The sequence below is a fragment of the Vicinamibacteria bacterium genome (assembly GCA_035570235.1).
In the GTDB taxonomy this organism is placed as follows: domain Bacteria; phylum Acidobacteriota; class Vicinamibacteria; order Fen-336; family Fen-336; genus DATMML01.
This window is the reverse complement of sequence record DATMML010000048.1, coordinates 1-18,526: the sequence shown is the minus strand read 5'-3', so window position 1 is coordinate 18,526 and position 18,526 is coordinate 1. Positions and strand designations below refer to the sequence as shown.

The 18,526-nt window shown below is 67.6% G+C and carries 18 protein-coding genes; 9 read left to right on the top strand and 9 right to left on the bottom strand.

Going from position 1 to position 18,526, the window contains the following annotated elements:
• From VN461_09385 to VN461_09350, 8 genes are all read left to right on the top strand, one after another.
• Positions 1 to 898 (top strand): Hsp70 family protein (locus VN461_09385; GenBank protein HXB54981.1); only part of this gene is annotated, 898 nt, incomplete at its 5' end.
• 4 nt (positions 899 to 902) lie between these two features.
• Positions 903 to 2,009, top strand: coding sequence for a J domain-containing protein (locus VN461_09380; protein ID HXB54980.1), 1,107 nt, complete (start codon positions 903 to 905; stop codon positions 2,007 to 2,009).
• Between the two features lie 74 nt (positions 2,010 to 2,083).
• Positions 2,084 to 2,452, top strand: coding sequence for a helix-turn-helix transcriptional regulator (locus tag VN461_09375; protein HXB54979.1), 369 nt, complete (start codon positions 2,084 to 2,086; stop codon positions 2,450 to 2,452).
• Between the two features lie 37 nt (positions 2,453 to 2,489).
• On the top strand, positions 2,490 to 3,389 hold the full coding sequence (locus VN461_09370) for an RNA polymerase sigma factor RpoD/SigA (GenBank protein ID HXB54978.1): 900 nt from the start codon (positions 2,490 to 2,492) through the stop codon (positions 3,387 to 3,389).
• Positions 3,390 to 3,424: 35 nt separating this feature from the next.
• On the top strand, positions 3,425 to 4,168 hold the full coding sequence (locus tag VN461_09365) for an ATP-binding protein (GenBank protein ID HXB54977.1): 744 nt from the start codon (positions 3,425 to 3,427) through the stop codon (positions 4,166 to 4,168).
• The gene (gene hemW / locus VN461_09360; protein ID HXB54976.1) at positions 4,165 to 5,313 is read left to right on the top strand and encodes a radical SAM family heme chaperone HemW; all 1,149 of its coding nucleotides are present in this window, start codon (positions 4,165 to 4,167) and stop codon (positions 5,311 to 5,313) included. Before VN461_09365 ends, hemW begins: the two co-directional genes overlap by 4 nt.
• A 48-nt stretch (positions 5,314 to 5,361) precedes the next feature.
• A complete protein-coding gene (locus VN461_09355; protein ID HXB54975.1) occupies positions 5,362 to 6,561 on the top strand; it encodes a potassium channel family protein in 1,200 nt (399 codons plus the stop codon).
• On the top strand, positions 6,558 to 7,043 hold the full coding sequence (locus tag VN461_09350) for a cyclic nucleotide-binding domain-containing protein (GenBank protein HXB54974.1): 486 nt from the start codon (positions 6,558 to 6,560) through the stop codon (positions 7,041 to 7,043). Before VN461_09355 ends, VN461_09350 begins: the two co-directional genes overlap by 4 nt.
• A gap of 30 nt (positions 7,044 to 7,073) precedes the next feature.
• Here VN461_09350 and VN461_09345 read toward each other — a convergent pair whose 3' ends face one another.
• Positions 7,074 to 7,979 carry a hypothetical protein gene (locus VN461_09345; GenBank protein ID HXB54973.1) on the bottom strand — a complete coding sequence of 302 codons (906 nt, stop codon included), beginning with the start codon at positions 7,977 to 7,979 and terminating at the stop codon, positions 7,074 to 7,076.
• Between the two features lie 252 nt (positions 7,980 to 8,231).
• On the opposite strand from VN461_09345, the gene VN461_09340 reads away from it, so the two are divergent.
• Entirely contained in the window at positions 8,232 to 9,065 is an 834-nt protein-coding gene (locus VN461_09340) for a helix-turn-helix transcriptional regulator (GenBank protein HXB54972.1), read from the top strand.
• Between the two features lie 69 nt (positions 9,066 to 9,134).
• Here the strand turns inward: VN461_09340 and VN461_09335 are convergent, their stop codons facing one another.
• From VN461_09335 to VN461_09300, 8 genes are all read right to left on the bottom strand, one after another.
• Positions 9,135 to 9,878, bottom strand: coding sequence for a PilZ domain-containing protein (locus VN461_09335; protein HXB54971.1), 744 nt, complete (start codon positions 9,876 to 9,878; stop codon positions 9,135 to 9,137).
• Positions 9,875 to 12,787, bottom strand: coding sequence for a c-type cytochrome (locus tag VN461_09330; GenBank protein HXB54970.1), 2,913 nt, complete (start codon positions 12,785 to 12,787; stop codon positions 9,875 to 9,877). Before VN461_09330 ends, VN461_09335 begins: the two co-directional genes overlap by 4 nt.
• A 15-nt stretch (positions 12,788 to 12,802) precedes the next feature.
• On the bottom strand, positions 12,803 to 13,885 hold the full coding sequence (locus tag VN461_09325; protein ID HXB54969.1) for a hypothetical protein: 1,083 nt from the start codon (positions 13,883 to 13,885) through the stop codon (positions 12,803 to 12,805).
• A 10-nt stretch (positions 13,886 to 13,895) separates the two neighbouring features.
• A complete protein-coding gene (locus VN461_09320; GenBank protein HXB54968.1) occupies positions 13,896 to 14,699 on the bottom strand; it encodes a cytochrome b N-terminal domain-containing protein in 804 nt (267 codons plus the stop codon).
• A gap of 23 nt (positions 14,700 to 14,722) precedes the next feature.
• Positions 14,723 to 15,289, bottom strand: coding sequence for a ubiquinol-cytochrome c reductase iron-sulfur subunit (locus tag VN461_09315; GenBank protein ID HXB54967.1), 567 nt, complete (start codon positions 15,287 to 15,289; stop codon positions 14,723 to 14,725).
• Positions 15,290 to 15,406: 117 nt separating this feature from the next.
• Positions 15,407 to 16,351, bottom strand: a complete 945-nt coding sequence (locus tag VN461_09310; GenBank protein ID HXB54966.1) for a HEAT repeat domain-containing protein — start codon at positions 16,349 to 16,351, stop codon at positions 15,407 to 15,409.
• A gap of 1 nt (position 16,352) precedes the next feature.
• The gene (locus VN461_09305; GenBank protein HXB54965.1) at positions 16,353 to 17,186 is read right to left on the bottom strand and encodes a hypothetical protein; all 834 of its coding nucleotides are present in this window, start codon (positions 17,184 to 17,186) and stop codon (positions 16,353 to 16,355) included.
• 552 nt (positions 17,187 to 17,738) lie between these two features.
• Entirely contained in the window at positions 17,739 to 17,966 is a 228-nt protein-coding gene (locus VN461_09300; protein HXB54964.1) for a YtxH domain-containing protein, read from the bottom strand.
• Positions 17,967 to 18,526: the final 560 nt, after the last annotated feature.

Sequence of the window (18,526 nt, the reverse complement as noted above, 5' to 3'; positions counted from 1 at the left end):
CATGACCCGCATGCCGCGGATCCAGAAGCTAGTCCGGGACACCTTCGGCAAGGAGCCCCACAAGGGCGTGAACCCCGACGAGGTGGTCGCGGTGGGGGCCGCCATCCAGGCCGGGATCCTGGCCGGGGACGTGAAGGACGTTCTCCTCCTGGATGTCACTCCCCTCTCCCTGGGGATCGAGACCCTGGGGGGCGTGATGACCCGGCTCATCGAGCGCAACACCACGATTCCCACCAAGAAGACGGAGGTCTTCTCCACCGCCGCCGACAATCAGAACTCGGTGGAGATCCACGTCCTCCAGGGCGAGCGGCCCCTGGCCACGGACAACCGGACGCTCGGCAAGTTCCAGCTGGTGGGGATCCCCTCCGCCCCACGGGGCGTGCCCCAGATCGAGGTGACCTTCGACATCGACGCCAACGGCATCGTCAATGTCTCCGCCAAGGACCGGGGCACGGGCAAGTCCCAGGCCATCACCATCACCGCCTCCTCCGGCCTGGCCAAGGAGGACGTGGAGCGGATGGTGAAGGATGCCCAGGCCCACGCGGACGAGGATCAGAAGCGGCGCGACGAGATCGAGTCCCGGAACCGGGCGGACAGCCTCATCTACACGACCGAGAAGACGCTCAAGGAAAACCGGGACAAGCTGCCGGAGGCGGAGGCGGCGGCGGCGGAGAAGGCCCTGGAGGCCGCGCGCAAGGCGGTCGAGGCGGGCAGTCGGGAGGCCATCGATCGCGCGCTCGAGGACCTCACCAAGGCCTCCCACCGCATGGCCGAGCTGCTCTATCAGAAGGCCGCGGGCGGGCCGGCCGAGGGTCCGGGCTCGCCCGGCGGCGAGGGCCCCCGCGACAAGACCGACGGCGGGGACGTGATCGACGCGGAGGTCGTGGACAAGAAGTAAAGGTATGGACCTCTACGAGCTGCTCCGAGTCCGCCGCACCGCCAGCGAGACGGAGCTCCGCCGCGCCTACCAGAGGCTCGCGCGGGCGCTGCATCCCGATCTCAACCCCGGCGATCCGGAGGCGGCCGAGCGCTTCCGCTCGGTGTCCCGGGCCTTCGAGGTCCTCTCCGACTCCGAGCGGCGGGCGGCCTACGACCGCGGGGAGAGAACCCCCGATCCCGCCACCCCCCTTCCCGAGGGAGGCTTCGAGGGCTTCGACTTCTCCGCCGAAGTGAGGGTGGAGAGCGTCGGCTTCCGCGAGATCTTCGACGGCGTGCTCCGGCCCTCGGGGGACCGGCCGGAGGCGGGGCCCCTGCGCGGGGAGGACCTCGAGCAGGCCACGCGGCTCACCTTCGAGGAGTCGCTGGCCGGGACCCAGCGTCGCGTCCACCTGGTGCGCCAGGAGCACTGCCCCCTCTGCCAGGGCGCGGGGGAGGTGGCGTTCGGGCCCGTGCCCTGCCCGCGCTGCCAGGGTTCGGGCCAGGTTCGGGGCAGCCGCGGCCACATGATCTTCTCGCGCCGCTGCGCCGAGTGCGGGGCCACGGGCAACCTTCAGCGCAAGCCCTGCGAGCGCTGCCGAGGGGAGGGGCGCCTCATGGCCAGCGAGTGGCTGGAGGTCAAGATCCCGCCCGGGGTGGGGGACAAGAGCCGCGTGCGCGTCCCCGGCTGCGGCAACGCCGGGCGGCGAGGCGGGCCCCCCGGTGACTTCGTCCTGGCGGTGGAAGTGGAGCCCCACCCCCTCTTCCGGCGCGAGGGCGAGGATCTCCACTGCGCCGTGCCCGTGGGCATCACGGAGGCGGCCCTGGGGGCGCACATCGAGGTCCCCACCCCCGACGGTCCCGTCACCATCGAGCTTCCGGCCGGGACCCAGAACGGCCAGCGCTTCCGGCTGCGCAAGCGCGGGGTGCCCAAGCTGGGGGACAAGGGTCGGGGAGACTTGTTCGTGGAGGCGCGGATCTTCGTCCCCACCGTCCGGGATGACCGCAGCCGCGAGTTGCTCTTGGAGTTTGCCCGCCTGAACCCGCACGATCCCCGCAAGTCCGGCCCCGCCCCCGGCGGGGCCGGGAGGTGACGATGGCGCGGCGCCGCCACCGCCTCGAGAGCTCTCCTCCGCGCCCGGCCCCGCCCGGGGCGGGAAAGTTCTACATGATCAGCGTCGTGGCCAAGAACTACGGCATCCATCCGCAGACCCTCCGGCTCTACGAGCGGGAGGGCCTCCTGAAGCCGTCCCGCACGGAGGGCAACACCCGTCTCTACTCCGAGGAGGACCTCCGCCAGCTGGAGGTGATCCTGAACCTCACCCGCGACCTGGGCGTGAACCTGGCCGGGGTGGAGATCGTCCAGAACATGCGGCGGAAGATGGAGCAGATGCAGGCGGAAGTGAGCGAGTTCGTGACCTACGTCCGGCAGGAGCTGCTGCGGGCCAACCAGGAGGGCTGGCAGGAGCGATTCCAGCAGGCGCTGGTGAAGCTACCCCCCACCCACATCGTGAAAACGCCTCCCGAACCAACCTAGGGGGTCTATAATCTGAGTTCCTCCCCGGGGCAGCGCCATGTCCGTGGTCAAGAAAACACGAAAGAGCACGGCGAAGGCGACGAAGAGCGTCCGGCCCCGGGCGCGCGAGGCCACCGGGGACAGCCTCAACGCCTACATCCGGGAGATCGCGAAGTTCAAGCCCCTGAGCGCAGAGGACGAGAAGGTGCTGGGACGGCGGATCCAGCAGGGCGACCAGGAAGCTTTGAAGCGCCTGGTCGAATCCAACCTGCGCTTCGTGGTCTCCTACGCCAAGCGCTATCGCGGGCTGGGTCTCTCCTTCCTGGACCTCATCCATGAGGGGAGCCTGGGGCTCATGGAAGCGGCGAAGCGCTTCGACCCCGAGCGCAACGTCAAGTTCATCTCCTACGCGGTCTGGTGGGTGCGGCAAGCCATCTTTCACGCCCTCTCCGAGCACTCCCGGGTCTTCCGCCTGCCCCAGAAGCTCTCCGGCCAGGTCTCCAAGGTGGAGAGGGCCCGGGAGGGCCTCGCGGTAGAGCTGGAGCGGCCCCCCACCACCGAGGAGCTGGCCCGCAAGACCGAGCTTTCGGAAGAGCAAGTCAAGAACCTGCTCCTGGCTTCGGGGGACGACGTGTCCCTCTCCAGTGCGGTGGGGGAGGACGGAAGCATGGAGTTTGGGGACACCCTGGAGCAGGACACCATCCCCTCCGTGGAGCTGGAGATGATCCGCACCTCCTTCGAGGAGCAGATCCAGGCCATGGTGGCGGAGCTGGAGGAGAAGGAGAGGGAGGTGATCCGCATGCGCTTCGGCCTGGACGGGGAGGAGCCCCGGACCCTGCAGGAGATCGGAGAGGCGCTGGGGCTGTCGCGGGAGCGCATCCGCCAGATCGAGAGCAAGGCCAAGGAGAAGCTGCGGCGCAACCGGGAGGCCCAGGGCCTCCGGGGGTACTTGAATTGACCTGCCCACGGTGCGGAGGAACCGGTTTCGAAATCGTGAGCCGCGACGGGCGCGACTACGCCCAGGCCTGCGCGTGCCGCCGCCCCGACGGGGGGGCCTCGGGGGCGGACGCCCTCGTGGCCGCCTGCCGGATCCCGCTCCGCTACGAGGAGTGCTCGCTCGCCGGCTTCGAGCCCGGCAACACCTCCCTGACCGCCGCCCTGGAGAAAGCCCTGAGCTACTGCCATGGCTATCCGTTCCTGGGGGCCGTGAACGAAGGCCTGGGTCTGCTCTTCACCGGTGACAACGGGGTGGGAAAGACCCACCTCGCCGTGGCCGTGCTGCGCGAGCTGGTGACCGCCAAGGGCGTGCGCGGCCAGTTCTGGGACTTCAACGAGCTCATTCGGGAGATTCGAAACTCCTACAACCCCGAGACCAAGACCACCGAGCTCCAGGTCCTGGAGCCGGTGGTGGAGACCGACCTTCTCCTCCTCGACGACCTCGGGGCCTGGAAGATGACGGACTGGATGAACGACACCCTCTTCTACATCCTGAACAGCCGCTACCTGTCGAAACGGGCCACCCTCATCACCACCAACTATCACGATGCGGACAAGGAGAAGGTGGTGGCTGCGGATTTCCTGGCCCGCCGGGAGTTCCTGGTCGAGCGGATCGGGCAGCGGCTGCGCTCCCGCCTCATGGAGATGTGCGTGGTCCTGCCCATGCACGGGCCCGACTTCCGGCGCCAGCGCCAGGAGGGGCTGCAGGTGGCGGTCCGCGGCGGTCCCTCGGAGCGGTGAGCGCGAGCGCGGAGCCGATCGGCCTCTATCTCCACATCCCGTTCTGCGAGGCGAAGTGCACGTACTGCCATTTCGCCATCGATCCCCGCCGCCCCGACCAGGATCGGCAGGAGCGGTACCTTCAGGCAGTTATCAAAGAGATGAAGGGGGCGGCGGGGGGAGCCCCCGCCCCCGCGGACACCCTCTACTTCGGGGGGGGGACTCCTAGCCTCCTGGCCGCCCCTCGGCTGGCCCGGCTGGTGGAGGCCGCCCGCACCCTCTTCCGTCTGGGAGAGGACGCCGAGATCACGCTGGAGGCCAACCCGCGCGACCTCGACTACGCGGGCTACCGGGCGCTCCGGGAGATGGGGGTCAACCGCTTGAGCCTGGGCGTGCAGTCCTTCTCCGACCCCGTGCTCCGGGAGATGGGCCGGTTCCACACCGGGAGCGACGCCGCCCTCGCCCTCGCCGCGGCGCGCGGGGCCGGGATCGAGAACGTCTCTGTGGACTTGATCCTGGGCTGGCCGGGGGAGACGAGCGAGCGCTGGCGCTCCAACGTGGAGAGCCTGACCGCGCTCGAACCCGACCACGTGAGCGTCTACCTTCTGGAGGTGGAGGGCCGCACCCTGCTCTCCCACCGCGCTCGGCAGGGAGCGCTCCTCCTTCCCCCCGACGATCTCGTCGCCGACCTCTACGACGAGACGGTCGAGGCCCTGGCCGCCCTGGGCCTGGAGCGCTACGAGATCTCGAACTTCGCACGCCCGGGCCGCGAGTCGCGGCACAACCGCAAGTACTGGGAGGACGCCCCCTTCCTCGGCTTCGGGATGGCGGCCCACAGCTACCAGGACGGGCGGCGCTACTGGAACCAGGAGACCTACGGTGGCTACTGCCGGGCCTTGGAGGCGGGGGCGGCCGCCGTCGCCGGGGAGCGCGTGCTCGGCCCCCGGGAGCGCGCGGGGGAGGCCCTCTTCACCGGCCTAAGGCGCCGGGCGGGCATCGACCTTCCCGACTTCCGGCGCCGCTACCAGCTAGACCCCCTCACGGAGTACGCGGAGGCCCTCCGCGATCCCCTGGAGGCGGGTCTCCTGGAGGCCGTGGAGGGGCGGCTGCGCCTCACCCGGAGGGGTGTACTCGTCTCCAACGAGGTCTTCCGCGCGTTCGTCTGACGACTCTCTCCCCCGGGCCGATGAGCGATAAGATAGGCCCACGTCAAAATGAATTTTCCTGAGACCGGGCAACCTCCCCGCCTCCTCGAGCGCTGGCACCGGTTCTGGGCTCAGCTCCAAGCCGAGAACATCCCCCGCCTGACCGCCTACTTCCTGGGCGTCCTCCTGCTGGGGGCCCCCGCGATCTACTTCGCGGAGCGGGGGACCAACGACCAGTTCAAGAACCTAGAGGATGGGCTCTGGTGGTCGGTGGTGACCCTGACCACCATCGGTTACGGCGACAAGTATCCGATCACCCATACGGGACGGGCCCTCGCCTTCGTCGTGGTTCTGGTGGGGATCGGCCTGGTCGGCACCGTCACCGGTAAGATCGCGAGCGCGCTCGTGGATCGGAAGATCAAGGAGGGCCGCGGCTTGACCGACGCACACGATCTCAAAGGACACGTTGTCATCCTGGGCTGGAAGACCGACATGGGCCTGTTCGTCCAGGACCTCCTGACCGCCCACCCCGAACTCGGCCCCGGGAAGCTGGTCCTCGTGAACCAGGCGGGGGATCTGGTCAACGAGGAGCTCCGGGGACGCTTTCCCGGCCTGGTCTACATCCACGGGGACTCCATCGACCCCGCGGTCCAGCAGCGGGCGGGGGTGGCCCACGCCTCGCGGGTCCTGGTCCTGGCCGACGAGGCGGGGGACCGCTCCGACCAGGAGGTGGACGCACGCACGGTCATGGCGGTCATGAACCTGGAGAACCTGGCCCCCGACGTCTACACCTACGCGGAGGTCCTGGATCGGAAGTTCATCGAGCATCTCCGGCTCGCTCGCTGCGACGAGATCATCCTCTCCCGAGAGTACGGCCGCTTCATGCTCGTGAACGCCTCCGTTTCCGCGGGTCTCTCCCAGGTCCTGCACGACCTTCTCAACATCGCGGACCCCCACGGGATGGCCACAGTGCCCATCCCGGCGGGGTTCGTGGGCAAGACCTTCGCGGAGCTGGCCGCGCACTTCAAGGCCGCGGGCGGGGACCTCCTCATCGGCGTCCTCGAGAACACCGGCCAGTCGCTGGCCATCAAGCGTCAGGCCCTGCGGGCGGCCCAGAAGACGGAGAACGTGGCCACCCTGCTCGAGAACCTGCGGGGGGTCAAGGACCTCGTCTCCAACAAGCCGGTGTTGAATCCGCCCGACGGGTACCTCATCCCGGAGCACGCCCGGGGCATCATCATTGGCCGGCGGAGGGGAGGAGCGGCATGAGCGGGGAGGTTCGGGAGGGGCTCCTCGCCTGCTCGCTCTTCGGGGGGCTGACCGAGAGTGCGGTCGAACATCTGGCCGAGGTCACCGAGGTCAAGAAGGCCCGCGCGGGCGACATCGTGATTCGGGAGGGAAGCGAGGGGGATCAGCTCTTCGTGATCCTCAAGGGACGCGTGCGCACCGAGAAGCTCACCCCCTACCGGGACCCCTACACGGTGAGGGTCCTCAAGGAGGGGAACTTCTTCGGCGAGCTCAGCCTTCTCGACCGTGACATCCGCTCCGCCACGGTGATCACGGAGACGGACTGCGAGTTCCTGGTCGTCGGCCGCGAGCGCTTCCTGGCCTTCGGGGATCGCTATCCGGACGCGGGCCTCGCCGTTACCCGCCGGGTGGCGGAGCGTCTGGCCACCCGCTTGCGGAGGGCCAACGAGGACGTGGTCACCCTCTTCTCCGCCCTCGTGCACGAGATCGAGCAGCGACTCTGAAGCGACCGCCACAGGGTGGCGATCGCGCTTTCAGGGCTTGGCGTCCCCCACTTCCCGCCGCGTGGGATCCAAGCTCAGTAGCTCGGGGTCGAAGCTGTCGAAGCGGGCGCTCTCGATGACGATGCGGTGAAAGTAGTTCTCCGATAGCGGCGGGCGGGTTTCCTCGGGTGGGGGCAGCGTGACCGTCTGCTCGAAAGCGACCATCACCCCATCCTGACGGCGGTAGGCGCCGAAGTGAATGGTGCCGGCGGCAAACACCTTCATTAAGGGGCGCATCACGGGGGAGCTCAGCGGCACCGCGTCCCGAAGCGTGTAGCGCACGACGTCGATCAGGCGGCTCGCAGGATTGATCCAGAGGACGTACTGATCGTGCTCGGCGTGGGGCGCGAGCGAGCCCCAGGTCACAAACACTCTCTGATACGTAGTCCCGAGGTATTGGCCTTCACCGGCATAGAGGATGACGGGCGCGGCCAGCATGCGAAAGGGAAGCTCGTCAAAGTACTGAAGGGTGGGAAGGTAGAACTCGATCGCCCGGTCGGGGGCGAAGCGGGCCTTGTTGGCGCCCTGTGTTTTGTAGGCGGCCCAGCTTTGAATGCCCCAGGTCTCCCCCTGGCGGGCACCATCGAGCAGCTCCACCCGCGAAGTGAACGTGCCCAAGCGCCGCTGGGCATGGAAGCGCTGGGGTGATCCGGGCCACCAGGGGCTTCCCGAGGGCCAGGAGTCGACCGCGGTGGCCTCGAACGAGCGATGCTTTTGCCAGGCCTCCAGTCCGTGAGAGCGCGCGGCCGCGAGCAGCAGCTCTCGCCCGCGGGCGGCCAGCGTCGGGTCCAGCCCCTTCTGCCTTATCTCGTCCGTCCTTAGGTCAGCATACGGGGCCAGGAGGAGCCACCCGACCGCGCAGGTGACGACCAGGAGCGAAAAGGCGCCGACCCACAAGGCGATTCGCTTCCACCGCGCGAAATGGGTTCGGCGTGGCGATGACATCACGAAAGGCCCGGCATTTGTGCTTGCCTCATAAGGCCCGCGCTGGCCGACGGGACGTGAGCCACCGGAGAGGACATGCGGTTGATCAGGCCCGGTCCCAGGGAAGCCCAGCGCCTCCTTACACAAGATCGGACGCCGGAGTCCTCGTTTCAATTACCTGCCAGGTAATGGCGGGCTGCGGCTTGACGAGCTACCCTGGTCGATATGAAGGCTGGAACGGAGGCAGGCAGACAGGAAGGCAGGATCGGACCTCTCCTCAAGAAATGGAGGAACGCTCGGCGACTGAGCCAGCTCGAGCTGGCCCTGGCCGCCGATGTCTCCCCTCGGCACTTGAGCTTTCTGGAGAGCGGCCGCGCGAAACCGAGCCGCGAGATGCTGCTGCGCCTGAGCAGCGTTCTCGATCTTCCCTTCCGTGAATCGAACCTGCTTCTCCAGGCCGCCGGCTTCGCCGCCGTCTACCGCGAGACATCCCTCACCGAGCCCGAGATGGATGGCATGCGGCACGCGCTCCAGCTGATACTGCGCCAGCACGAGCCCTTCGCCGCCGTTGCCTTAGACCGGCAGTGGGACATCGTGATGGTCAACGCGCCCTACGCAGGGTTGCTCGCGGGAATGTCGACCCCCGCCCAGGCGCCGGCGCCCTTGACCTTCATCCCGCCGCCCCGGCCGAACGCCCTGAGGCTGCTTTTTGACCCCCGAGGCTTCCGGCCTCACATCGAAAACTGGACCCGGGTCGCGAGCGAAATCCTCGGACGCTTGAACCGCGAGGTTCTCTGGAACGGCAACGAGGCGGCAGGCGCCCTCTTGCAGGACCTTCTGGCCACGGAGGGCGTTCCTCCAGACTGGCGTCAGCCCGACTTCGAGGCCGCTCCGTCGCTGGTCTTGCCCCTCGAGATCAGGCTCGGCGAATGCAAGGCACGCTTCTTCACAACCCTGACCACCCTTGGCGCCCCCCAGGATGTGACCCTGCAGGAACTGCGCGTCGAGAGCTTCCATCCCGCGGACGCAGACACGGATCGCCTCGTGCGAAAGGCTTAGGAGCGTTCAAAGGCCTGGGGCCTGGCCCTCACGAGAGGCAGGCGAAAGAGGCCCGTGGGCGTAGGGGCTCTAGGTGGCCCCCGTGTGAACGAAGCCCAGCAGCTTCGCGGCGAGGAGGGCGGTGGTGCCCGTGAATCTCAGGCCGGCCACGTGGGTGCCGTCCGCCAGCACCCGGTGCTGGCGCACCTCCGCTCCGAGGGCGAGGTGGGTCGTCTCCGAGGGGCCGTGGAGGATGACCCGCACCAAGTCGCCCACCGCCAGCGGCTCGCCCAGCTCCACCCGGCAGCCGCTGCTGCTCACGTCCAGGGTCTGCCCGGGGACCCTGATGCGGCGGGCCCGGATGTCGATCTCCACCTTCATCAGCAACGGGCGCCGCATCCGGCGGCGCCTCTCCGTGCGGTCGCTCGAGGAGAGCCAGCCCGTGATCTTGTGGGCGGCGGACACCAATTCCTCGGGGCTGACCGGCTTCAGCAAATAGGCGGCCGCCCCCTTGCTGATGGCGTCCGAGAAGGTCTCGATGCCGGCGTCATAGGACAAGATGACGAAGGGGACCCCGTGCAGGGCGGGGTGGCTCCGCAGGCGCTGGAAGGTCTCCCTGAGCTGGGGGTGGCCGGAGGCGTCGTCGAGGACCAGGAGATGGGGAGGTACGATGTCGGGCTCGGCAAGGAGGTCGGCTTCCGTGGAGGCCGCCACCTCCAGGCCCCCCCGCATGAGGGTGCTTTCGATCCAGGCCCGATCCCGGCTGTCGGGCCCGACGATCAGGGTGTAGGCATAGGAGGGTGGGAGGAGCGGGGTCTCCTGGTCCTCGGTCAATGCGCCTCAGCCACGCGCGTGCCCGGTGAGCCCAAGGTGAGCAGGTATGACCGTACGGCCTCGATCTGCTTCTTCTGGTCCCCCCCCAGAATGTCCGGGTAGGCGTTCTCGGACGGATCGGTGGGGAAGTTGGCGGGCATCCGGGTCCCCGTCTGTATTCGGCCGGGATCCGCCAGCCATTGCGCAATCCAGGCCGTGCGCAGGCGCTCCGGGACCTTGGCCAGGTCGGGGGCCATATTCGCGGGCTCCTGGTTGGGCAGCTTGCCCGCCACCACATGGCAGCGCACGCACTGCCAGCGGCCGAAGAGGTCCTTGCCCGTGGCCACCAGGACCGGGTCCAGCTTGGGCTTTGGCTCGTAGGGGTAGGGGACGCTATCCAGGGCCGCGAAGTATCGGGTGATGGCGTTGACCTCCTCCTCCTCGAAATCGAAGGTGGGCATGTGGATCTGAAGCCAGGGGCGGATCTTGTTGGAGGGGTCCTTCAGGAAGCCGTGAAGCCAGGGGGTCTGGACCCGTGCCCCTTCGCCCGAGCGGGACTGCTCGTTGTACAGCATGGGAGGGGAGAGGGCCACGGCCTGCAGAACGTCCCCCCCTGAGCTCTCGAGCTGGTCGGTCACCACCGCCTTGATCGTCCCCCCCTTGGCGCCGATCTGGTGGCACCCCTGGCAGTTGAGGTTGCGGACCAGGCGCCGGCCTTTCTCGATGTACTTCTCGTCCGCGCTCAGCTGCTTTTGGGCGGCCAGCGGCACCTGCTCCTTGGTGAAGGACATCACGCCGGTGACGATGGCGTCCGCCTCCTCGGGCGCGAAGTGGAACTTGGGCATCCGGAGCAGCTCATCCGGCCGCTTCACCTTGCCGTGGTCAAAGGCCCGGGGCTCCATCAGCTTGCGTTGAACCCAGGCGGGAAGGGTGTTGGCGATCCGGCCTTCCTCGAAACCGAAGTCCAGCCGCTCCACCAGCTTCGATCCCTCCTCGGTGAGCTCCACCCCCACCGGGGAGGACTTCTCGAAGCCGGTAACGGTGTGGCAGCCGAAGCAGCCATAGCGACCGATGGTCTTCTCGCCCAGAAAGAGCGTCCGCTCCTGGTCCCCCATGGCCGCGAGCCGCTCGCCCGCCTGCTTCACCGTGAACTGGGCCTTCAGGTACTCGAGCACGATCTCGTCCCGGAGGCTCTGGTCGAAGGCGGGGCGCGGCCGGGCCAGGAAGGCCTCGTTCTTGAGGCTCATGAGGTAGGCCGTGACGTCCGCGGCCTCCTTCTCGCTCAGGCGGAGGTTGGGCATCTTGGTGTCGTGCCAGTAGCCCTTCGGGTTGCGCACCCATGCGTAGAGCCAGCCCGCCTTCACCTTGCTGCCCGTCCCTGCCAGGTTGGGCCCGTGCTCGCGGAACGCGGCGGCCTCCAGCCCCACGATCCCGCGCCGGTCGTCACCCACCCGGTGACAGGCCAGGCAGCCCACGCTCTCGAAGATCTTGCGCCCCGCGGGTAGATCCCCCCGGGGAGGGTCGGGGTAGGCGTCCTTGGCCGATTTCTCCACCACGTAGGCGGCCACCGCGCTCGCCTCCGTGTCGTTGCGCGCCTTCTGGCCCGCTGTCTCGTCCAAGCGCACGTCCCAGATCTGGGGCATGCGGGTGGGACGGAACCCACGGGGCTCCTTGATCCAGCGCACGATCCACTCCGGGTTGGTCTTGGTCACGACCCGGGTGAGGTCGGGCCCCACCTTGCGCAGGCCCTCCCAGCCCTTGATCTTGTGGCAGCCAAAACAGCCGTACTTCTCTATCAGGAGAGTGCCGGTGTTGAGGTGCTCCGCCTTGGGCACCTCCACCACGCCCGAGTGGCACTTCAGGCACTGCGACTCGGTATGGCCACGGGCCATCATTTGCAGATCCCAGAACCTCAGCTCCTGGTACTCCTTGCTATGGGTGTACTTGCCCCACTCCTTCTCCTGCTCCCGGGTGGAGGGCGTGTGGGCCGCGTTCTGGAAGCCGGTGGCCCGCCCCCGTCCCTGGTGACAAGCGGTGCAGCCCACCTTTTCGATGGGGTGGGGGCCCCGGAGGAAGGTTTCGAAGTCGGGGTGGGTGCGGAAGGGCTGGGGCGCGTTCTCGTACCCCTTCTTGTCGATGGCCAGGTGGCAGGTGGTGCACCGGTCCACCTTGGGCGTGCCCGTGAAGTTCACGTCGTCGATCAGGTTCCCGGGCATGATCTGGTTGATCTTGAGGGAGGGGTTGGCGAGGTCGAGGATGGGCAGGTTCCGGACAAAGTAGACCCAGTTGGGCCGGATCTTCTGGAGCTTCTCCTCCAGCCGGTCCCGCTCCGCGAAGAGCTCCTTCTGCTTCTTCTCCGCGTCGAGCTTGGTGGCCTCGAGCTCCGCCACCCGCGACTTGGCCGCGTCCTCGTTGGCCTTGGCCTCCTCTACCTTCACCCGCAGATCAGTCCAGTGCTTCTCGAGCGCCTCCAGGTCGGTCTTCTTGCGGGGGGCGCTCTTCTCGTTGCGGTGGGCCGCTTCGTCGTACACGTACCGCTGCACGTCGATGTTGGCCTTGGTGAATCGGTACTCCTGGTCCAGGCCGTACCAGATCCCGTGGGCCTTCTCCACCTCGGCCTGGGCCTTGCCTATGTCCGCCCGGCGGGCCGCGATCTCCTTGTCCCCTTGCTGGAGCTCGGCCTGCACGCCCTGGCGGCGGGCGGCGTCCACCTTGCCCAGGGCCTCCTGGATCTGCTGCTCGGTGTACTTGACGTCCAGGCGGTTGAAGGTGCTCTGGTAGGTCTTCCACTCCCGGTCGTAGTCCGCCCAGATCATAAGGGAGAAGACCACGAGCATGCCGAGCGAGGAGAGCGCGAAGACCAGGTTGAGCGTCTGCGTCCGGTTAGCCATCTCCGGGTCGCGGCCGGGCTCGTGCTTGGCGGGGGGCATGGGGTTCCTCGGACCCTAGATGTTGAAGAAGATCTCGGGCATGGCCACGATGTACTTCAGGTTGACCGTCCAGCGCAGGATCATCTTGATGGGAAGGGCGAACATGCCCAGGAAGAGCATCACGAAGAGCGCGAAGCGCCAGGGCCCCATCTTCTCGTGGAAGCGCTTGAGGAAGGTCTTGGCCAGGATCCCCGGCAGCACCACGACATAGAAAAGGACGGCCAGGATGCCCGGCCCCTCGCGCACGAACATGTTCTGGGGCAGCGGGGCGTGCAGGAACCGGATCCAGACGTATTCCGAGAGGTTGACGTTGTTCAGGGCCAGGAGCTTATGCACGTCCCAGTACTCGTAGGGTCCGAAGAAGTTCCAGTTGGGCCCCCGCAGAAAGGTGCCCAGGATGACGAGCAGCACCCACTGGATGAGGAAGCCCCAAAGGAAGAGGGTGACCTCCGTCTTCCGCTCCGCGAAGGTGAAATAGCCGTTCCCCTTGGGATTCGTGTCGAGGTAGGGGATGGCCATGAGGCCCACGATGATCAGGCTGGGAAAGACGACACCCGCCAGCCAGGGATCGTAGTAGACGAGCATCTCCTGGAGGCCCAGGAAGTACCAGGGGGCCTTGCTGGGGTTGGGGGTGCGCGCGGGATTGGCCGGCTCCTCGATGGGGGCGTGGAAGGCCATGCCCCAGATCACGAGCACGATCATCACGATGACCATGCACAGCAGCTCGGTATAGACAAGATCCGGCCAGACCCAGGTCTTCTCCCCCTCCCCGTTGCTGGCCTCCATGGGCTTCTCGCCCCTCGCCGTGCGCTCGTCGTTTCTCTGGGCCTGCGACATGGCGAGCCAGGTGAAGAAGCCGACCAGGAAGAGCATGGCCACGATGGGGATGTTGTCCGGCTTCTTCACGATCTTCGCGAAGTTCGGATCGAGCATGGAGACGGCCACGAAGAGCACGGCCAGGATCCCCACCGTGCCCGCCACCTTGGGCTTCCAGAAGGCCTTGAATCGCAGAGAGAGGAGCAAGAACACGGCGGCCAGGGAGATGAAGATCTCCGGGGCGGTGAGGGAGTTGATGACGCCTTTTAGGGCCTCGACCACGCTTCGACCCTCACAAGGGCCCGGAGATGCCGCCGTCCTTCCGGACCCTCCAGAAATGGATCGCCATCAGGATCCCCGCCACGAGGGGAATTCCCACGCAGTGCAGGACGTAGAAGCGGAGCAGCGCTCCCTCCCCCACGAAACGCCCGCCCAGGAGGGCAAACTTCGCGTCTGACCCCGCATGGACCATCTTCACGCTCCCTAAGACAAGGAGCTGCGAGCCGGGTCCCTCGCTCCCCAGCAGGGGCGTGGCGCGCGCCATGTTGGATCCCACCGTGATGGCCCAGATGGCGAGCTGGTCCCAGGGGAGCAGGTAGCCGGTGAAGGAGAGGAGCAGGGTCAAGACGAGCAGGATCACGCCCACGTTCCAGTTGAACTCCCGGGGGGGCTTGTAGGAGCCCGTCATGAAGACCCGGAACATGTGGAGCCAGACGGTGATGACCATGGCGTGGGCCCCCCAGCGGTGGATCTCGCGCATGATCCCGAGGGGCACCTGCTCCGCCAGGTCCACGATGTCCATGTAGGCGAAGGCCACGGTCGGCCGGTAATAGAACATGAGGAGGAGACCGGTGAAGGTCTCCACCAGAAACAGGAAGAAGGTCAGGCCGCCCATGCACCAGGTGAACTTCAGGCGGATCCCGCTCTTGCGGATCTTCACCGGGTGCAAGTGAAGGAAGACGTTGGTCATCACCACCAGGACCCGATTCCGGTTGGTCGCGGGCAGGCCGTGGCGGAAGATCGACCTCCAGATCTGGGTTTCGGTGATGTAGTCCCACGTGCGGGACAGGAACGGATCGGGGGGCTTGGTGGCCATTGACCCTCGCTAGAGACTCTCGACTACACCTTCAGGAACGCACCCGGGAGGTCCCATTCTCCCTTCTCCTGCTGGAACTTCACCGATTTGTCCACCAGGATCTGGCCGTCGTCGGCGAGCACGATCGAGGCCCGCTCCAGAGGCCGGGGGGCGGGGCCCTCGAAATTGACGCCGCTCATGTAGAACCCGCTCCCGTGGCAGGGGCATTTGAATTTGTTTTCTGCGGCCAGCCAGTTGGGGGAGCACCCCAAGTGGGTGCAGACCGCGATCAAGGCATAGAAGCCGTCGCCGTTGCGCACGATCCACACCCCGAAGGCGTCCTTCCATCGAGTGTCCACCTCACCCACGTTGTACTCCCCGGGGAAACCCACTTTGAAGGACTGGGGCGGCTCGAAGAGCACGTTCGGGAAAAGGGAGCGCGCGGTGGCGATCAAGCCAGAGGCGGTGGCGGCGGCGAAGGCCGTCCAGCCCAGGGGCAGGGACCAGACGAAGAGGCGGCGGGTGAGGCCGCCCTTCTCCTTTTCCGCGGGGGCTGCTGCCGCGGCAGGCGGGGGAGCACCGGCGGGCGCGGAGTCCTTGCCGTCAGACATGGGAAGCCTCTTCTTTGAGCTCGTAATCCCAAGTAGGCACTGGAGGTAGCGGCATTCTACGCACGGCGGGATTGATGTCAAGCCTTGCGAACACGGACGCCATCTCGAGCGTGCCCCTCACGGTCGGGCCAGCGCTCGCCTTGCGGCCTCGCGCACCTTCAGATTCTCATCGCCGTCGCGGAGGCGTTCCAGCTCGGAGCGGAGAGCGGGCGTGGGCAGGAGGGCCGCCGCCCCCACCGCCTGCAGGATGGCCTCCTCGCGTTGCTCCGGGGTGAGCCCCTCGGGGAGGCCCCCCTCGCGCAGGCGCCGATCCACCTCCGCAAGATGGGTGCGGTCCATCATCTCGAGGAGGACAGGGGCCGCCCGCGGCTCCCTCCAACGGGCTAGAGCCACCGCCGCGTTCCAGCGCACGTCCTCGGTGGCATCGCCGAGCGCCTTGACCAGCGCGTCCTGCGCCACGTCCCCCCGGAAGGCGCCCAAGGCGTAGACGGCGGCCTTGCGGAGCCCGGGATCCGCGCCGCCCGCGAGGGCGACGAGCTTGGGAAGCGCAGCCACGTCCCCGATCGCTCCCAAGGCCCAGACCGCGTAGATCTGGATCTCGGCGTCGACCGGCCGCTCCTTGTCCGCCCCCTCCTCGACGGCCTCGAGCAGGGCAGGCACCGCCCGCGGGTCGCCCAAGCGGCCCAGGGCCAGAGCCAGGTAGCGGCGCACCCGCGGATCATCCGTCCCGGAGTCCCGGAAGAGCCGGACCGCCTCCTCCGCGAAGTGGGGGTCGGAGAGAGCGGGATCCTTGCGGGCCTGGAGGACCTTGGACAGCTCGAATGCCGCCTGCCAGCGGCGGTTGGCGCTCCCCCCCCGCACCTCGGCCAGGTAGTCGCGCGCCCCCCGGCTCTCCCCCGCGATGAGGCCGAAGACCACGAACACGGCCACGCAGACGGCTACGATGGCGAGGGGGAAAATGAAGAACTGAAGAACCAGGAACGGCGTGGTCTGCCGGGGCTCTTCCCCGGGGCCCGGCGGATCGGGACCCTCCGCGTTGGGGGGGGGAGTGTCCGCGCTCAACCTAGGAGGCCCGGTTCCGATCGCGCAAGCGCCGCAGGGTCAGCTCGACGTCGACGATCAAGGCCTCGGTGGTGTTCTCGAGCTGGTCCAGACCGCGGTGGAACTGGTTGTAGTCCGCCTGGTCGGGCTCGTCGGCCTCGGTCAGGTTCTCCAGGCGGGCCGCCCACTCCATGAGGCTCTGCAGGCTGGCCTCCCCGTGGGAGTCCATGTGCGAGGTCTCGGTCCGGCCCAAGTCCAAACCGCGCAGGAAAGCGCCGATCTCCCGGCGGCGGTACCGTGCCCGCTCCACCACCCCCTGGAAGTTCCGGCGCACGACGCCGCGAATGGGGGGGAGGGGCTCGATCGTCCCGCTGTCGAATCGCTGCGCCATCCCCTCCGCGAAACGCCGCAGCTCGGCGCGGTCGCTCTCCGCGTCGGGGGCAGCCTTCTTGGCGATGATCTCGTTCACGCCCGCCTCGCCCGCGGCGTGTTCCGCGGCCACGCAGCCCCGGAAGAGATACTGGATCTCCTCCCCCCGCAGGGGACCGCCGGGGAGGAGCAGCTCCCCGGGAGCGAGCAACTGGCCGTCGGGACCGCGCCGCTGGGAGAGGGAGCTCTTCCTTCCCCCTTTGCGCGGAGGGTGGGGCCGGGCGGGGGTCGAAGGCTTGGCGGCAGGGGTGGCGGCGGTCGGTGTTCCGGCGGCCTGCGGCCGCGCGGCCTTCAAGGGCGTAGGTGGTGCCTTGGCCTTGGCCCGGAGCGCGACTTTTCCCTTCTTCTCCTTTTTCGCCTTGTCCTTCGCCTTCTTCTTCTCTTTCTCTGGCCGGTGCTTCGACTTCTTGTTCTTCTTACCGGACATCCGCGGGTCTCCTCTAGGGAAGGAACGCCTCCGGGCGGGGATGGGTGGGCAGCTTGTCGTTCACGATGTCCCTTAGGGCTCGCTCCCTCGTCCTCCCCAGCATATCGAACTTTCTCTTTTTCGACGCGGGGCGGACGTTAGGGGGTCTGCACAAGGGCCTCAAGAGGAGGTCCGCTGCCACGGTCTTGTCTTGGGTCGCCCGGGCTGAACTCACGATCTTGCCCACCGGGCTCACGGCGCCTCGGCTCTGGACAAGGGAGAACGAACCCCCCCGATTTTCAGGGCGAGTGTATCACGGCCCCGGGGCCAAGGCGCTTTGTTCGCGAGCACGCCCCGACGGGGCAAGCCTTGGTAGGGTTAGAGCTGGCTTGAGGGCGTGCGTGAAGCGGCGCGGCGCGCGATGTCGACACCTCGCATAAGGAAGGCGTGCAACCCGGGCGCCGAACGCCTCGAAAATCCTCCTTGGATCAACCGGGAGGGAAGCCAGGTTTGGCCGTCTCAGGCTCACCGGCTCGGGAACGAAAGACTCCTTCGGGGTCTCCCTATGTACGATCAGCCGTTCACGACGCGGCTGAGCTTCCGCGTGGTTTCCTGCAGGTAGTCCGCCACGCCTTCGATAGCGTAGTGTCCTGAGCGCACCACAGCGTCAGCCCCGTCACCCAGCCGGCGTCGCGTCTCGATGCCCCGGGCGGGCGCGGTCAAGAGACCCACGAGGGCTCCGGCAACGCCGCCTACGACGGCGATACCTAGATAGGTGAGAGTCCGGCCTCCGTTCGTCATGGTCTTGCCACCTCCTCCTACGTTCAATACGAAGCAAGTCTCGTGCCAGTTCCCTCCGCGACTCATGACCAGCGAGGCCGCGGGTGTTTGGCGACTCGCCACGCCGAGGGGCGTGTCCGCTGGGGCCTCCGTGGCAAGACCGCTACGTCCCCCACGTACATCCCAGGCTCCCAAAAGGCCTCGAACTACCCGAGACCCTGGCGTCCTGCGCGATCATGGGCAGTCGACAGGGGCTTCCGGAGTCGATCCTGACCCTCTCTGGGGGGCAGTGGTTTGAAAACGGCCCCGTCTTCCGGCCGTAGTTCCGACCGGGGAATAGCTCGGTACCAGCCTTGGGGCCACCTTGAGCTGTCCGGCTTTCTGCCAACGACGGCTGCGGAAATGACGCCTCCCTCTGCGGGGCAGGGGCCGTCCTGGCTTCAACCCTCACCGGCGTGGCGGTGGCGGCCCGCCAACCCCTCGAGTAAACTGCCCGCCCAGTCCGTGGCCGCCTCGGGCCTGCGCGAGGCTTGAGCGCGTCGGCGGAACGTCTGCCACCAGGAGAGGTTGCATGAACCTTC

What these genes read in the sequence shown, in the direction of transcription:
- VN461_09320 (HXB54968.1), bottom strand. Translation starts at nt 14,699, where the DNA reads ATGGCCACCAAGCCCCCCGATCCGTTCCTGTCCCGCACGTGGGACTAC.
- VN461_09380 (HXB54980.1), top strand. Translation starts at nt 903, where the DNA reads ATGGACCTCTACGAGCTGCTCCGAGTCCGCCGCACCGCCAGCGAGACG.
- VN461_09355 (HXB54975.1), top strand. Translation starts at nt 5,362, where the DNA reads ATGAATTTTCCTGAGACCGGGCAACCTCCCCGCCTCCTCGAGCGCTGG.
- VN461_09340 (HXB54972.1), top strand. Translation starts at nt 8,232, where the DNA reads ATGAAGGCTGGAACGGAGGCAGGCAGACAGGAAGGCAGGATCGGACCT.
- VN461_09350 (HXB54974.1), top strand. Translation starts at nt 6,558, where the DNA reads ATGAGCGGGGAGGTTCGGGAGGGGCTCCTCGCCTGCTCGCTCTTCGGG.
- VN461_09375 (HXB54979.1), top strand. Translation starts at nt 2,084, where the DNA reads ATGATCAGCGTCGTGGCCAAGAACTACGGCATCCATCCGCAGACCCTC.
- VN461_09330 (HXB54970.1), bottom strand. Translation starts at nt 12,787, where the DNA reads ATGCCCCCCGCCAAGCACGAGCCCGGCCGCGACCCGGAGATGGCTAAC.
- VN461_09370 (HXB54978.1), top strand. Translation starts at nt 2,490, where the DNA reads ATGTCCGTGGTCAAGAAAACACGAAAGAGCACGGCGAAGGCGACGAAG.
- VN461_09315 (HXB54967.1), bottom strand. Translation starts at nt 15,289, where the DNA reads ATGTCTGACGGCAAGGACTCCGCGCCCGCCGGTGCTCCCCCGCCTGCC.
- VN461_09305 (HXB54965.1), bottom strand. Translation starts at nt 17,186, where the DNA reads ATGTCCGGTAAGAAGAACAAGAAGTCGAAGCACCGGCCAGAGAAAGAG.
- VN461_09300 (HXB54964.1), bottom strand. Translation starts at nt 17,966, where the DNA reads ATGACGAACGGAGGCCGGACTCTCACCTATCTAGGTATCGCCGTCGTA.